This is a genomic window from Mycobacterium sp. JS623 (assembly GCF_000328565.1).
In the GTDB taxonomy this organism is placed as follows: Bacteria; Actinomycetota; Actinomycetes; order Mycobacteriales; family Mycobacteriaceae; genus Mycobacterium.
In genome coordinates, this window is sequence record NC_019966.1 from 4,149,095 (window position 1) to 4,162,726 (window position 13,632).

11 protein-coding genes are annotated in these 13,632 nt (G+C 64.3%); 3 read left to right on the forward strand and 8 right to left on the reverse strand.

Annotation, left to right across the window (positions count from 1 at the left end; translation table 11 throughout):
* Positions 1-5 precede the first annotated feature (5 nt).
* Positions 6-968 carry a Gfo/Idh/MocA family protein gene (locus MYCSM_RS20390; protein ID WP_015308056.1) on the forward strand — a complete coding sequence of 321 codons (963 nt, stop codon included), beginning with the start codon at positions 6-8 and terminating at the stop codon, positions 966-968.
* On the opposite strand, the gene MYCSM_RS20395 is transcribed toward MYCSM_RS20390, so the two are convergent.
* The 4 genes from MYCSM_RS20395 to MYCSM_RS20410 are packed head-to-tail and all read right to left on the reverse strand — an operon-like array spanning position 965 to position 7,013.
* Positions 965-2,584: a GMC family oxidoreductase N-terminal domain-containing protein gene (locus tag MYCSM_RS20395; protein WP_083906417.1), complete on the reverse strand. Its 1,620-nt coding sequence runs from the start codon at positions 2,582-2,584 to the stop codon at positions 965-967. The two genes, MYCSM_RS20390 and MYCSM_RS20395, sit on opposite strands and share 4 nt — an antisense overlap.
* Positions 2,581-3,255: a hypothetical protein gene (locus MYCSM_RS20400; protein WP_015308058.1), complete on the reverse strand. Its 675-nt coding sequence runs from the start codon at positions 3,253-3,255 to the stop codon at positions 2,581-2,583. The genes MYCSM_RS20395 and MYCSM_RS20400 overlap by 4 nt, the downstream gene beginning before the upstream one ends.
* Positions 3,249-4,340, reverse strand: a complete 1,092-nt coding sequence (locus MYCSM_RS20405; RefSeq protein WP_015308059.1) for a hypothetical protein — start codon at positions 4,338-4,340, stop codon at positions 3,249-3,251. Before MYCSM_RS20405 ends, MYCSM_RS20400 begins: the two co-directional genes overlap by 7 nt.
* Positions 4,341-4,370: 30 nt before the next feature.
* Positions 4,371-7,013, reverse strand: a complete 2,643-nt coding sequence (locus MYCSM_RS20410; protein WP_015308060.1) for a helix-turn-helix transcriptional regulator — start codon at positions 7,011-7,013, stop codon at positions 4,371-4,373.
* A 261-nt stretch (positions 7,014-7,274) separates the two neighbouring features.
* Here MYCSM_RS20410 and MYCSM_RS20415 point away from each other — a divergent pair, with 261 nt between their 5' ends.
* Complete coding sequence (locus MYCSM_RS20415) at positions 7,275-8,669, forward strand: YncE family protein (RefSeq protein ID WP_083906315.1); 1,395 nt, start codon at positions 7,275-7,277, stop codon at positions 8,667-8,669.
* A gap of 282 nt (positions 8,670-8,951) precedes the next feature.
* Here the strand turns inward: MYCSM_RS20415 and MYCSM_RS20420 are convergent, their stop codons facing one another.
* From MYCSM_RS20420 to MYCSM_RS20430, 3 genes are read right to left on the reverse strand one after another with little or no spacing between them, the layout of a single operon-like run.
* Positions 8,952-9,776 carry an ATP-binding cassette domain-containing protein gene (locus MYCSM_RS20420; RefSeq protein WP_015308062.1) on the reverse strand — a complete coding sequence of 275 codons (825 nt, stop codon included), beginning with the start codon at positions 9,774-9,776 and terminating at the stop codon, positions 8,952-8,954.
* Positions 9,777-9,779: 3 nt separating this feature from the next.
* The gene (locus tag MYCSM_RS20425) at positions 9,780-10,835 is read right to left on the reverse strand and encodes an ABC transporter permease (RefSeq protein ID WP_015308063.1); all 1,056 of its coding nucleotides are present in this window, start codon (positions 10,833-10,835) and stop codon (positions 9,780-9,782) included.
* Between the two features lie 25 nt (positions 10,836-10,860).
* Positions 10,861-11,850, reverse strand: coding sequence for a substrate-binding domain-containing protein (locus MYCSM_RS20430; RefSeq protein ID WP_015308064.1), 990 nt, complete (start codon positions 11,848-11,850; stop codon positions 10,861-10,863).
* 155 nt (positions 11,851-12,005) lie between these two features.
* Here MYCSM_RS20430 and MYCSM_RS20435 point away from each other — a divergent pair, with 155 nt between their 5' ends.
* Positions 12,006-12,779, forward strand: coding sequence for a TIM barrel protein (locus MYCSM_RS20435; RefSeq protein ID WP_015308065.1), 774 nt, complete (start codon positions 12,006-12,008; stop codon positions 12,777-12,779).
* On the opposite strand, the gene MYCSM_RS20440 is transcribed toward MYCSM_RS20435, so the two are convergent.
* Positions 12,776-13,507: a GntR family transcriptional regulator gene (locus tag MYCSM_RS20440; RefSeq protein ID WP_015308066.1), complete on the reverse strand. Its 732-nt coding sequence runs from the start codon at positions 13,505-13,507 to the stop codon at positions 12,776-12,778. The two genes, MYCSM_RS20435 and MYCSM_RS20440, sit on opposite strands and share 4 nt — an antisense overlap.
* Positions 13,508-13,632: the final 125 nt, after the last annotated feature.

Below are 13,632 nucleotides of genomic sequence, written 5' to 3' on the forward strand. Positions count from 1 at the left end.
CGAGAATGAGCCTACGCATTGGAGTGCTCGGCGCGTCGCGGATCGCAGAGCTCGCGATCGTCGGGCCCGCGCAGGAGCTTGGACATCGGTTGGTCGCCGTCGCGGCGCGTGATCCGCAGCGAGCCGAGCTCTTCGCCGAAAAGTACGGCGTGGAACGCGTTTTGGCGTCCTATGAGGACGTGGTCAGCGATCCCGACGTCGACGTTGTGTACAACCCGTTGGCCAATGCACTGCACGCGCCGTGGAACCTGGCGGCCATCGCGGCAGGTAAACCGGTGCTGACCGAAAAACCTTTCGCCCGCGACCGGGCGGAAGCGCAGCAGGTCGCCGCAGCGGCCGATGCCGCAGGCATCACCGTGATGGAGGGGTTTCACTACCTGTTTCATCCCGCCACCCGCCGCGCGCTGCAACTGGCAGGCGACGGCACGCTCGGTGAGCTGGTACATGTCGAGGCGCGGATGGCCATGCCCGCCCCGGAGGACGACGACCCGCGCTGGTCGCTGGAATTGGCCGGTGGCGCGCTGATGGACCTAGGCTGCTACGGCCTTCACGTGATGCGTCAGCTGGGGCATCCGTCGATCGTTCGCGCTCACGCCGAACAACGCAGCCCTGGCGTCGACGCGTGGTGCGACGTCGATCTGGCGTTTCCCGGCGGGGCGACCGGGCTGAGCGCGAACTCGATGGTCGCCGATGACTATTCGTTCACGCTGCGCATCGTCGGCACCCAGGGAGATGTGTTGGTGCACAACTTCATCAAGCCGCACGACGACGACCGGCTGACGATCAATACGTCCGACGGCACCACCGTCGAGCGTGGGGGCACACGGCCGTCGTACACCTATCAGCTCGAGGCGTTCGCCGCCCACGTGCAGCACGGCGCACCATTGCCACTCGACACCACCGACGCGGTGCAGAATATGGCCTACGTCGACGCCGCGTACCGCGCGGCGGGGATGGCGCCGCGCTAAATTTGGGTCGTCGCGTCGTTGAGACGAGTGGACAGCTCGTCACACAAGATCGCGCAGCTGCGTTCGGCAACAGCGGCAATGGTTTTGGATGGGTTGCGCCCAATGGCCCGCGGAATCACCGACCCGTCCATCACGAACAAGTTGTGGTAGCCGTGCACCTCGCCGGTGTGTGTCGTGACCCCGGCGCCTGGCGCCGCCGCCATATTGCAGCCACCCAGCGGATGTGGCGTGACGAGCATGCGCAGACGCTTCCACGTCCACAGCGGCCTTGGCTCGCCACCGGTCGCCAGCGTCATCGCCACATGAAGGTCGCTGAAGGCATCCAGCGCGCTGGACGAGCATTGCGGGTTCCAGTTCAGCCGTGTTCTGGCCCGCCAGAACCTCATCGGATTCTGCAGTGAGAACTCACCGTCGGCGGCGTCGATCGACTGGCCGAACCACGGAATCATGTCGCTGAAGTCGGTGAGGTCACTGGCTTTTCGGTACGCCCAGCCCTTCGGCCCGCGTTTCGTTTTCCATGCCTTCAGCAGGTGCGCACCAAAGTTCGGCAGGCCGCCGTCTTCGATGAAGATCCGGCCGTCGTTGCCGATCATGTCGTCGTTGGGCAGGTCGACGCCCGTGAGCAGGTCGATCCGGGCGCCGATGGTGGGGCCCTTGGTGGGCTGCAGGCTCTTGTTCGGGTAGCGGGCCAGGGTCAGGAAATCGCCGTTGGGGCTCCACCCACGTCCGAGCGCACGCGGCAGGTTCTTCAGCGTGCGGAAGCCGTCACGCGAGCGCAGCAGGATCTCGGTCGATCCGATGGATCCCGCGGCGAGTATCACGATCTTGCCGACGATCTGGCGCTTGCGACGTCCCGGTCGCTCATCGAGTTTGAGGAAATTCACCCGCCATGCACCGTCGGGCCCCTCCTCGATGTGGGTGACCATTGAAAGCGGCCGGATCTCGGTGTCGTTGCCGTTTTCCGTCGCGTACTTGAGGTAGTTCTGGTCGAGAGTCTGCTTGGCGCCGTGGGTACAGCCGATCACGCAATCGCCGCAGTGCACACAGGTACCGGAGGCATATGGTTGCGATGGGCTCCATGGCTGCGCCCCTCCTGCCCGCGGGCTCTGGTCGAATTTCACAGCGAGCGGAAGGGTTTCGTATTTGGGCTCCAGACCCAGCTCTGTCGCGGCGGTTTTCAGCAGATGCACTCTTGGGTTGAGTTGAGCCTGCGGAATGTGCTGCGGCTTCAACACGTCGTTGACCATGCGGTACCACTTGCGCATCTCGCAGGCCGTGATCTGCGACGGCCAGCCGCTTTTGAACACCTCATCCCGCGCCTCGATACACACGTTGGCGTAAATCAGCGAGCCACCGCCGACGCCGGCACCCGTGGCCACCATCATCTGGTCCAGGAAGCGGATGTCCAGCCAGCCGTTGAGCAGACCCGGCATCCTGCTGGAATACAGATAGTCGCGAAGGCCTTGCGGCGTTCCGCCGTTCTCCGGCAGCGACCAGTCCCTACCACGTTCAAGCACAACGACTTTGCGATCCGGGCTGCCCAACCGCCAGGCCGCGACGGCGCCACCGAACCCGCTTCCGATGATGACGATGTCGGCCCGCTTCTCGGTGCTCACCACCGCCTGCCCTTGACGTAGGTGTTGACGAGTGACGTAATGAAGAACCGGTAGAACGCCAGTTTCTGCATGCGCTTGTCGAGCCACCCGAACTCGCCGAGCACCTCCATCGTCAGCATCTGCCGAAGGAACGCCCGCAGCGATAACCGAAGGATTCCCGCCGCGACCGGCTCGCCGATCCCGCCGCTCGCCTGGAACAGTTGGACGTAAAGGGTCGTGGTCGCCGGCCACAGCCGCCACGGCGGCGACGGTTCGACGTACTTACGGCCACGCATCCGGTACTTCCGGTCGCCCACCGAGAACATGGTGTCGTAAACCAGTTCGCGCACGCCTTTCTCGTCACGGATCGCGCGACGGAACAGACCGAAATCGCCGTCGCCAACGCCGGTCAGGTCGCCGCCGAGCACCGGTATCGAACCCGTGGCGTGCCATTGTCCTTTGTGCATCGGGTCTTTGATGAATCCGGGGACGTTCGGCACCGTGACTGTGGCGTTCAGCCGCATGGCAATGGCGGCGTCATTGTCATATCCCTTGACCGGATCCGTGATGCCCATGGTGATCATTCCGGTCATCACCTCGCTGAAGCGCAGACCGGGGCGGGCCACCTGCAGCCGCTGACGGGCTTGCCCATCAGCAGGGGCAGCGATGGGCGGGTCGGCTTCCATCACCATGGCTTGCTCAATTCGTCGACGATGAACGGGTTTACGTCGCGGTTGTTGTGTTCGCCGATGAAGACGTCGAGATGCCCGTAGTCGGCGAACTTCTGGAAGGTGTGTTTGCCCGGTGGTGAATGCCGCTCGAAGTATTCGAAGGTGCGGCCCATGCCAATCGGCAGGAAGGTCTGGTTGCGGTCGCCGGTCATGAAGACGAAGCGGGCATCGGTCTGCGGCGCCTCGGCGGTGAACAGCGGCGGCAACTCGGAGTATTTCCCCGTCGACACCATCTCTCCCGCCGCCGACGAGTCCGCGATCTGCCCGTAGTACGACATCGGCACCTGGCCGAACTCGCCCTTGAGCCATTCGTGGGTAGCGTCGTTGAGGTTCTCGTGGCGCCACAGGGTCGGGTGGCCGTACCCGTACATGAAGCTCGTCTGTTTACACACCGCGTTGTCGCACTCATGATGCGTGGCGTTGATGAAGCAAGTAAGAATCTTGGGCAGCAGCCGTGGCGCATGCAGACCCCATTGCGGATTGATGCCCCGGATTTTCTCGTGGTTCAAAAAGGCAACGGCCAGCGGAAGTTTCAGCCGCGCCTGCCATGGCATGATCGGATGCAGCGCCACCGAATTCGAGATCACCAGCGAAACGTCTGGGAGCAGTCCCGCCGTGATCGCCATCATGAACGCGCACGAACCCTGGCAGTGAATCAGTGCCTTCACCTTGTCGACACCGGTGCGCTTGCGCAGCTCCCAGACCGCGCTCGGCATGTCGAGCACCGCGGCGTCGTCGAGGGTGTATCTGACCCAGGGCAGGTCGATGCTGGACCGCCAGTTGAGGATCCACAGATCAAAACCGCGCTTGGTCAGGTCCTTCAATAGGTTCTCTGTCGGCGGGTTGAACAGGTTGGCGCGCACGCCCGTCCCGGGCACCAGTAGCAGCGGGTCCCCTTCGCCCGATTCCGGCCGCAGGCGTTTGAAGTTCAGCATGAAGCCGTCCCTGGCCGGGAATTCGATGGTCTCGAAGCGGTCCTGGGGAATCGGCTTGAGCGCCTCGAGCTCGCTGGTCGTCGACCTGACCCGCCCATTTGCAATGACCATCTGCCCCCCTGCGCGTACCTGGTTGCCGGCCTACAGCGTGCTCGGCGAACGCGGGGGTGTCTTGCGTAGCCCGGTACTCGATTTCGCCGCGGCGACGACTTCGGCCAGCAGGGTGCGGTCAGCGACGTTGAGCTTCATGCAGGCGCGGTAGATATGGCCCTCGACGGTGCGCACCGAGACCGACAGCCGCTCGGCAATGGCCTTGTTGGTCATTCCCTCGGACACCATGATTGCGATCTCGAGTTCCCGGCCGGTCAGCGGCAACGGGTTCAGCACTTGATCGAGCGCGGGCGTCGACGCGCCACCCGCGAGTTCGGCGGCACGGGCCATGGCCTCGACCTCGCCCTTGCGCTCGTGGCGGGCGGCGAACACCTTGGCCGCCTGCGCAGCCGCGTCGGCCGCGGCGCACTTCATTCCGAGCTCGGCGAGTTCGGCTGCGACAGTTGTCAATCCGTCGGCGTCGGCGGCGGCCAGCGCCCGGCCATGTGCCAGTGCGGCCCTGCCTGCGACGCAGTCCAAGCCCGCCGCCACACGCGCGATCGCGTCGGCCGCCGTTGTGTCGCCGAGCCGGACCGCCTCATGCAACGCCTGCAGTGCGACCGCCAGCTGTCCGGATCGTTCGGCGATGCGCGCCGCATCGCGGGCGGCGCTGATCGCGCCGGTCATGTTGCGGCCCGCTGCCAGCGTCCACGCCCGTCCCAGTGCCAGCTCCGGCGCATACAGTTCCGACCTCAGGCTGTGCCGAGATTCGGCGCGCGCCAAGATTTCTGCCGATTCCGCCGCATCGCCCTGCTGGCCGAGTGCCTGCGCCAAATACATCAGCGCCAGCGGGCCCCACGAGTAGCCGGTCTCCGACAGCGCGGCGGCGGATTGGCGCAGCAGTGACGTCGCAACGTCGAACTCACCCGACGCGATCAAGGTGCGCGCGAGCAGAACCTCCCCGATCGCGCGGCCGGGTTGCTGCAGTTCGGAGAATTCCATGAAGTGGCGCGCCAGGCGCTGTGCGTGCACGACGCCCTTGGTCATCAACAGCGTGGTGATCTCGCCGAGCCCGATCGTGAACCGCAGCAGCCCAGGGTGAGTCGCGGCCAGGCCGCGTTCAGCCAGCGGGCCGACGTCGCCGAATCTGCCGAGTCGGGCACTCGACAATGCCGCGGTGGCTGCCGCCCATGCGACCGCGAGGTCCTGGCTGGCTGATGAATCGAGCACCTCGGCCGCGATCTCGACCGCCCGCCGCGGATCGCCGGAGTTCATCGCGAACGTGGCCACCAACGCGTCGAGGGTGGCCACAGCCGCGGGCTCCGAAATGCGGTCGCGCATCGCGTACAGAAAATCGACTGCCGCCTCGGGCTGGTTGAGCATCCAGAACTGGTTGGCCGCCTTCGGCAGCGTCCACGCGGTGAGGTCCCACTCCGAGAGGGTGTCCGGCTCGACGGGGTTCAGCACGTCGTCGGCATCGGGACCCCGGCCCAGCCAGGACAAGGCGTGTGCCAAAGGCAGCCGCGCCGGCAAGCCGCCCGAGCGGTCGAGGGCGCTTTGCGCCAGCCGCTCGCCGAGCAACAGATCGCCGAGCCGCATCGCCTCCCAGGACGAGGTGACAACATCGTCGACCGGGGGCGGCGTATCACTGTCGATCGCCAGCGCCGCCAGCCGCAATCGGGCGCTGACGTGCTCGATCGGTTTTGACGACAACTGCGCGACCAGCTGGGTGCGCAACCGACGAGTGGCGATCTGGCCGAGCGACGCCCGCACCTGCTCGGCGTAGAGCGGATGCGCCGAATGCACGACCAGGTCGTCGCCACGCTTGACGACCTCGATGACGCGCAAGTCCTCGGCCTCCTCGAGGGCCTCACGGCCGGCCAGCTCGGTCAGGTCCCGCAGGCTCAGCGGTTCCTCGACCGCGAGGTACTCCAGCACCGACGTCACCGTCGATGGGAGCGCCTCCAGATGCCGGCCAATCAACGCCGACAGTTCTGCCGACAGCCCGATATGGCCGCGCAATTGCCAAACGCCGTCGACTTCGCGCAATGCCCCCGAGTCAATCGCGCTTTCTGTCAGGTGACGCAAATAGAGCGGATTTCCCTGGCTTGCGGTAAATACCTCTTCTGCGCTCGACGTCTCCATCGGCCCACCTAGGACGGCTTCCAGCAAACTTTTTGTCTGTGCGGAGTCAAACGGTTCGATGTCCATCCGGTCGAGCAAGCGGTCTTTCCACAGCGACGTGATCGCATCGGGCGCGGACTCCCCGGTCCTGACGGTGATGACGAACCGCGCTGACCCGGTCAACGCCAGCTGGTGCACCAGTGTTGCGGAGAGATTATCCAGGTGATGGGCGTCATCGATGGCAAGGAGCAGACCCTGTCCGCCGTGCTGCAGCAGCGACGCGCGGGCCGAACGCAGCAGCGTCGGAGAATCGCCGACCCCGGCGACGTCCACCAGGTGGCTGAACGCACCGAACGGGATCTGGCGGGCCGACGCCGTGCCGGCAAGCCACTGCACAGACACGCCGCCGTGTCGGTGAGCAAATCGTTCAACGGCGTGCCGGGCAAGCACTGTTTTGCCGACTCCGGCCGAACCGGCAAGCACCGCGCCGAGCCGGTTCTTGCTTTTCAGCGTCGACTCCAAAAGGCCCAGCGACTGCCCGCGCGGGACCGTGCGCCATTCAATGGCCATTTGCGGATCCTATGACGCGCGAGGAGTTTTCTCTTCGCATACGAGCAAACTGTGGCGCAGGTCGGGCACGAGCGCTGGCCTGCAGTAGCTAAAGACAGGTAGCGCACTACGCGTGTTTTCCGGGCCGGCAGATCCTTAACCTGCGGGGGCGGAGCAAACTCCGCGAACGTCAGGGGGAGGACAGGAGATGAACGGTTGGGCGCAGCAGGATTCGTCGCACGCGCGGGTGCACTGGCGCTCGCCCTGGGGATAGCGAGCGCGATGTCAGCACCACCTGCGCTGAACTCCGCACCGGAACAGCTCCCAGCTTCGGCAGGCTGGACCGGGGTCATCTCGGCCATCCTCGTGGCGTTGGGGCGTCGACCTTCGGTGAGCGACGGTTCGGGGTCACTGCCGAGTCTGACGCTCACCGGGCGGATGCGGTCCATTTTCCAGCGTCAGGAGCGCGCCTCGTCGACGGCCGTCGCACCTGTGCGCGCGCGTGACGGCGACGGTCAGACCGCTGCGGTGCAGACGGTGCCGGGTGTCGGCCCGGTGCGCGATATTGCGCTGTCGTCGGATGGGCGATACGCCTACGTTGCGTCGCATCAAGACACCTCTGGTGCCGACGCATGCTCGGTCGACGTCGTCGAAACCACGACCAACACAGTGGTCAAGAAGATCGTTCTTTCGGATGTCGGCCCGACAAGCCTTGCCGCTAGCCCTGATTCGTCACGGCTGTATGTCGCCGATCACAATGCCGCCGCCATCCGCGTCGTGGACATCGCCGAGGGCAGCCCGACCCGCAATCGTGTGGTCGACTCACTCCCGCTGGAAGGCCCGCTGCCCGTCGGCTACGGCACACCGAGCTCGATTGTCCTCAGCCCCAATGGATCACGCCTTTATGCACAGATGACCGATCCGGCGGTCCTCATCGTGGATCCTGACACTCGTGTTCTGGTCGGCACCGTTGCCGGGGGCGATTCGATCGCCATGTTTGCGGCGGGTGAGCGCATCTACGTCTGCGCAGACGACCGACTTGGACACTCCAACGTCGCCGCGGGAGTGGTGATCCTGGACGCCGACACCGGCTCAGAGCTCGGCTCGTTCGGCCTCAACGACGCGCCCGCCTTCATCAGTCAACCCATCCTCGCGGGCGACAGCGGTCAGTTGTATCTCGACATCGACGACCTCGACGGTCGATTGGAAGTGGTGGACACGTCGACGCTGAATGTGGTGGCGCGCATCAAGATTGACGCGTCGGCGGACCGGCAGCTGCGCAGCATCCCAGCCGCTGCGGTGTTGAGTCCCGACGGTGGTTGTCTGTATGTGGCCAATCAAGGTGTGCGTTCCTCGTCGGAGGAGGCGACCGAGGTCGGCTGGATTTCAGTGGTCGACACCAACCTCAACGAGGTCATCGACGACATCGCTTTACCCGAAGCCGACGAATGCCAGGGCGCCAATCCGCAATTCATCGTGATCAGCCCGGCAGGCGATCGATTGGTGGTCGTCAACGAGTACGGGATCGTGTCGATCATCGACGTCGCATCCCGGGCTATCGTCGGCACCGTGACACTTGGACGACCGACGGACCAGCCGCGGGTGGTCACCGTCAATCCCGCACGCAACGCCGTTTACGTCGGGGGCGATGCCGGCCTAACCGTGATTCCGCTGTAGCGGCCGCGGGTCGCTTTCGTCGGACGCGCGGCGCTCATGCCACCGCAGTCGCAGCAGCAACAGGTGACGGTGCGCCCGGAACCCCGCCGACAGCGGGTCACGCCAGGCCGGCGTGTGCGCTTTCGCTTCAGGTTCTGTGTGCACGCCCCCATTGTGCCGTCTTTGTGCAGCGGTTGCCTCGCCGCCATGCTGCCGCCCAGGTGAACGGCGATATAACGTTTGTCACGACGTTCGACGAGCAGAGCCCGCCGGCCTACTTGGTCGACGGGGCCCGCCCGTCGGTTATGCGTCTTTACCACGCAATTCGTGGGACAGCGCCTCCAACTCGTCGCCGCCGGCCATCTCCTGGGTCAGGTGTTCGAGCGTGATGTCGTCATACGTGCAGTCCAGCTTCTGTCGACCGCGGTTGAGCAGCACGAAGTGGTCGCCGACCATGTGCGCGTGATGCGGATTGTGCGTGATGAAAACCACACCGAAACCGGCGTCCTTGGCGGCGGTGATGTACTTCAGCACCACACCGGACTGCTTGACGCCGAGTGCGGCAGTCGGCTCGTCCAGGATCAGCACTCGCGCGCCGAAGAACACCGCACGGGCGATGGCGACGCATTGGCGCTGACCGCCCGACAAAGAGCCGATCGGCACGTCGACGTCGGGCAGGTCGATGCCCATCTTCGACAGCTCAGTCAACGTGGTGGCCCGCATCGCATTGGAATCGAGCGACCACGGAAAACCCTTCTTTCGGATCTCCTGACCGAGGAAGAAGTTGCGCCACACCGGCATCAGCGGTACGACCGCGAGGTTCTGGTACACGGTCGCAATGCCCTTGGCCAGTGAATCCTTTGGCGAACTGAAGGTCGTCGGCTCGCCGTCGACGAGCAGTTCACCCTCGGTCTGCGGGTGGTACCCGGCGATGATCTTGATCAACGTCGACTTGCCTGCGCCGTTGTCACCGAGGATGCCGGTGACCTCACCGGCATGGACGCGAAGTGAAATATCCTTCAGCGCAGTGATATTGCCGTAGGCCTTGCCGATGTTGCGCATCTCGACCAGCGGCACCTTGCCTCCGGACGGGGCTTCATGCATGGGCTTGTCCACTGTTGCAGTCACGGGTCACCTCTTCGCGGCGTAGTTACGGAAGGCGTTGTTGGCGATCACCGCGAACAGCAGCATTACGCCCATGAAGAACTTGAACCAGTCGGGATTCCATCCGGCGTAGACGATGCCCTGCTGCACCATGCCGAAGATGAACGCGCCGATCGCGGCCCCGATCGCGGTGCCATAGCCACCGGTGAGCAGGCAGCCGCCGATAACCGCGGCGATGATGTAGATGAATTCGTTGCCGACGCCCTGGCCCGACTGCACGGTGTTGAACGCGAACAGCAGGTGCATGCCGGCAAACCAGGCGCAGAAGCCGACGAACATGAACAGGCCGATCTTCACCGCTGTCACCGGAACACCTACGGCCCTCGCACTTTCCTGGTCGCCGCCGACGGCGAATATCCAGTTGCCGATGCGAGTCTTGAACAAGACATAGGTCGCAACGGCGGTGAACAGCAGCCACCAGAACACGGTGATGCGGATGCTTACGCCTGCGATGGTGAACGACGACGAGAACACCTTCTGCGCCGAGTCCCAGCCCTGCATATCGTTCACGCTGGGCGTCGCGACCTGACCCGAAATCAGTTTGGTCACAGCCAGATTGATACCGGTGAGCATCAGCAACGTGCCGAGTGTGATCAAGAAGCTCGGAATCTTGGTCTTCATCACCAAGTACCCGTTGAAGAACCCGACGGCCAAGGCGACTATCAGGGCCAACGCCGCCCCGGCCCACAGGTTCAGATGCAGGTTGTAGGCCAGCATTGACGCCGCAAGCGAACTCGTGGTCACCGCGACACCCGATGACAGGTCGAACTCACCGCCGATCATCAGCAGCGCGACCGCACAGGCCATGATCCCGATCGTCGAACTGGCGTAGAGCACCGTCGCCAGGGCCTCAGGTGACCGGAACGGTGGGGCAACGATTAAGAAGAAGATGAAGATTGCCACCGCGCCGATCGCTGCACCCATCTCAGGACGAATGAGTAGGCGTTGCACACGATTTCGTTCCTTGACACGTTCATCTCGCACAATTTTGCGATTGGCAATGTCAACACCGGTTGTAGTCATGATTGGCTTTCTCCTGGGCAGTGGATCAACGGGTTCCGGACTTGGCCAGTTCAGCGACCGAGTCGATGTTCGTTTCGTCGATGAACGACGGGCCCGTCAGCGTGGCCTGTCCGCCACCGATCAGGTTCTTGTTGTTGATGTACAGCCACAGCGAGTCGATGGCCAGATAGCCTTGCAGGAACGGCTGCTGGTCCACCGCCCACTTCACCTTCCCCGCCTTGACCGCGTCGACAAGCGCCGCATTGGTATCGAAGGTGACCACTTGCGCGTTGCTGCCTGCGTTTCCGACCGACTGCACTGCGGCAAGCGCGATCGGCGCGCCGAGCGTGACCACGTGGTCAACCGTCTTGTCCTGCTGAAGTTTGGCGGTGATCGTCGATTCCACCGACGGCATGTCCTTGCTGTTGACGTTCAGGATCTCGAACCCGCCCTTGAAGCTCTGTTTGACGCCGGCGCACCGGGACTCGAGCGCAACCTGGCCCTGCTCCTGGATGACGCAGATGATCTTCTTCGCGCCGTCCTTGTTCAATCGGTCGCCGGCAGCGACGCCTGCGAGCTTTTCGTCCTGACCGAAATACTCCTGGACGCCCATGGCCTTCCAGTTGTCGAAACCGGAGTTGAACGCGACGACCGGAATGTTCTTGTCCAGCGCGGCCTTGACGGCGGGTGCCATCGCGTCCGGCTTGGCCAACGTCAATGCGATGCCCTTGACGCCACTGTCGATGGCGGTCTGCACCAGGTTCGCCTGGTTCGGCGCTTCTGGATCGTTGGAGTAGCGCAGCTCGATGTTGTCCTTGTCGGCCGCGGCCTGCGCACCCTTGCGGATGAGGTCCCAAAACGAGTCGCCGGGCACCTCGTGGGTGATCATCGCGACGGTGGCTCGCGGGGTGTTCGCCTGACCGGCGCCCATTCCCCCGCCGGTCTCGCGGGGCTTGCCCCCCGTCGAGGAACATGACGCGATCCCGAGCACGAGCACGCTTGCCCCGGCGATCGCCGCGAGCCGGCTGAACCTCATTGTTTCTCCTCGCTCTAGAGTGCGGCGTGGCACGCCTACTGAATCGATGTAATACGGCTCACAGCTGAAAGTCAATACTTTGTCCTGACATTAGGACTGCACATCAAATGCTAAGGTGCGTTCATGCTGGTCAGGACGAGAGAGGTGACTATCTCATGAGCGACTTCGCGCTCGCGGTTTGTTCGGAGATGGTGTTCACGGACCTGCCGATCGTCGAGCGAGTTCGTCGCATCGACGGTATGGGGTTCGCGGTCGAGATCTGGAGCTGGCACGACAAGGACCTGCAGGCGCTGGCCGACACCGGCGCTCGGTTTTCGTCGATGACTGGCTACCTGCACGGCGATCTCATCGACCCGGCGACCGCCGACGAAGTCGTGCGAAGCGCGGCACTCTCGATCAAAGCCGCTGAAACACTTGGTGTTTCGCGGCTGAACCTGCACACCGCGGAGCTGGTCGACGGCAAGGCGGCCCGACCGCGCTATCGGGTCGACGGCGAAATGTGGACCACCGCGCTGCGCACGCTGGAGCGCATCGGCGACCTCGGTGCCTCGGCAGGCGTGACCTTCTGCGTGGAAAACCTCAACACGATCGTCGATCATCCAGGCGTCCCGCTGGCGCGCGCCAAAGACACGCTGGCGTTGGTGGAAGGCGTCGGTCATCCGAACGTGAAGATGATGCTCGACCTGTATCACGCGCAGATCGGCGAGGGCAATCTCACCGAAATGGTGCGACGCTGCGGCGACGCCATCGGCGAGATCCAGGTCGCCGACGTGCCCGGCCGCTGCGAGCCCGGCACCGGCGAAATCAACTACCCTGCGATCGCGAAAGCGTTGCGCGACATCGGTTTTACCGGCACGGTCGGCATGGAGGCGTGGGCCTCTTGCGACAGCGTTGCAGCATTAGAAGCGTTCCGAGCCGCGTTCAGCTAGCGGTCCACCAGCGTCGTATCGAAGTAGTACCTCGACGCCCGATAGCAGTGCGTACCGAATTCGACCGCGGTGCCGGAGTCGTCAAACGCGGTACGCGCCATGGTCAGCAGCGGAGCATTGGGCTTCTCGTCGAGCAACCGGGCCTCCGACCGGGTGGCGCCGCGCGCGCCGATGCGCTGGCGCGCCAGCCGAATGTGCACACCGCGCGCCCGCAGCGACTGGTAAAGCCCATTGCTCTCCAGCTCCTCGGCGTCCGGCGCGATCTCGACGGGCAGATGGTTGATCATCACCGCGAGCGGCTCACCGTTGGCGCATCGCAGCCGGTGAATCGACACGACCTCACGGTCGGCGGCAAGGTTGAGCTCGCCGGCGACTTCTTCGTCGGGCGGCCCGACGCGGTAGTCGAGCAGTTGGGTCGTCGGCTCCTGGCCGGCGCGGGCGAGGTCGTCGAACAGGCTGGTCAGCTCCACCCGGCGATGCACGGGATTCTGGACCACCTGCGTGCCAACTCCCCGCTTGCGAACCAGCAGGCCCTTGTCGACCAATTCCTGGATCGCGCGCCGGGTCGTCGGCCGGGACAGGGTCAGCCGCTTTGCCAGCGCCAGTTCGTTTTCGAAGCGATCGCCCGGCGCCAGTTCGCCGTCACGGATCGCAGCCTCGATGGCTTGGGCGAGCTGATAGTAGAGAGGAACAGGACTGGACCTGTCGAGCTCCACCGTCAGGGGCACGTCGTCTCCGATCTCGTGTTGGACCAGATGAAGAGTAGCTGCATACTAACATCGCATGATCGAAAGATAGAATGTCAGGACAAACTATTGACAGCGCCACGTGACGCGGGGCACAGTCGATATCG

Bases quoted from the DNA above. Each gene is read 5' to 3' on its own strand.
- MYCSM_RS20425 (WP_015308063.1), bottom strand. From the start codon at position 10,835: ATGACTACAACCGGTGTTGACATTGCCAATCGCAAAATTGTGCGAGAT.
- MYCSM_RS20390 (WP_015308056.1), top strand. From the start codon at position 6: ATGAGCCTACGCATTGGAGTGCTCGGCGCGTCGCGGATCGCAGAGCTC.
- MYCSM_RS20410 (WP_015308060.1), bottom strand. From the start codon at position 7,013: ATGGCCATTGAATGGCGCACGGTCCCGCGCGGGCAGTCGCTGGGCCTT.
- MYCSM_RS20415 (WP_083906315.1), top strand. From the start codon at position 7,275: ATGTCAGCACCACCTGCGCTGAACTCCGCACCGGAACAGCTCCCAGCT.
- MYCSM_RS20405 (WP_015308059.1), bottom strand. From the start codon at position 4,340: ATGGTCATTGCAAATGGGCGGGTCAGGTCGACGACCAGCGAGCTCGAG.
- MYCSM_RS20400 (WP_015308058.1), bottom strand. From the start codon at position 3,255: ATGGTGATGGAAGCCGACCCGCCCATCGCTGCCCCTGCTGATGGGCAA.
- MYCSM_RS20430 (WP_015308064.1), bottom strand. From the start codon at position 11,850: ATGAGGTTCAGCCGGCTCGCGGCGATCGCCGGGGCAAGCGTGCTCGTG.
- MYCSM_RS20435 (WP_015308065.1), top strand. From the start codon at position 12,006: ATGAGCGACTTCGCGCTCGCGGTTTGTTCGGAGATGGTGTTCACGGAC.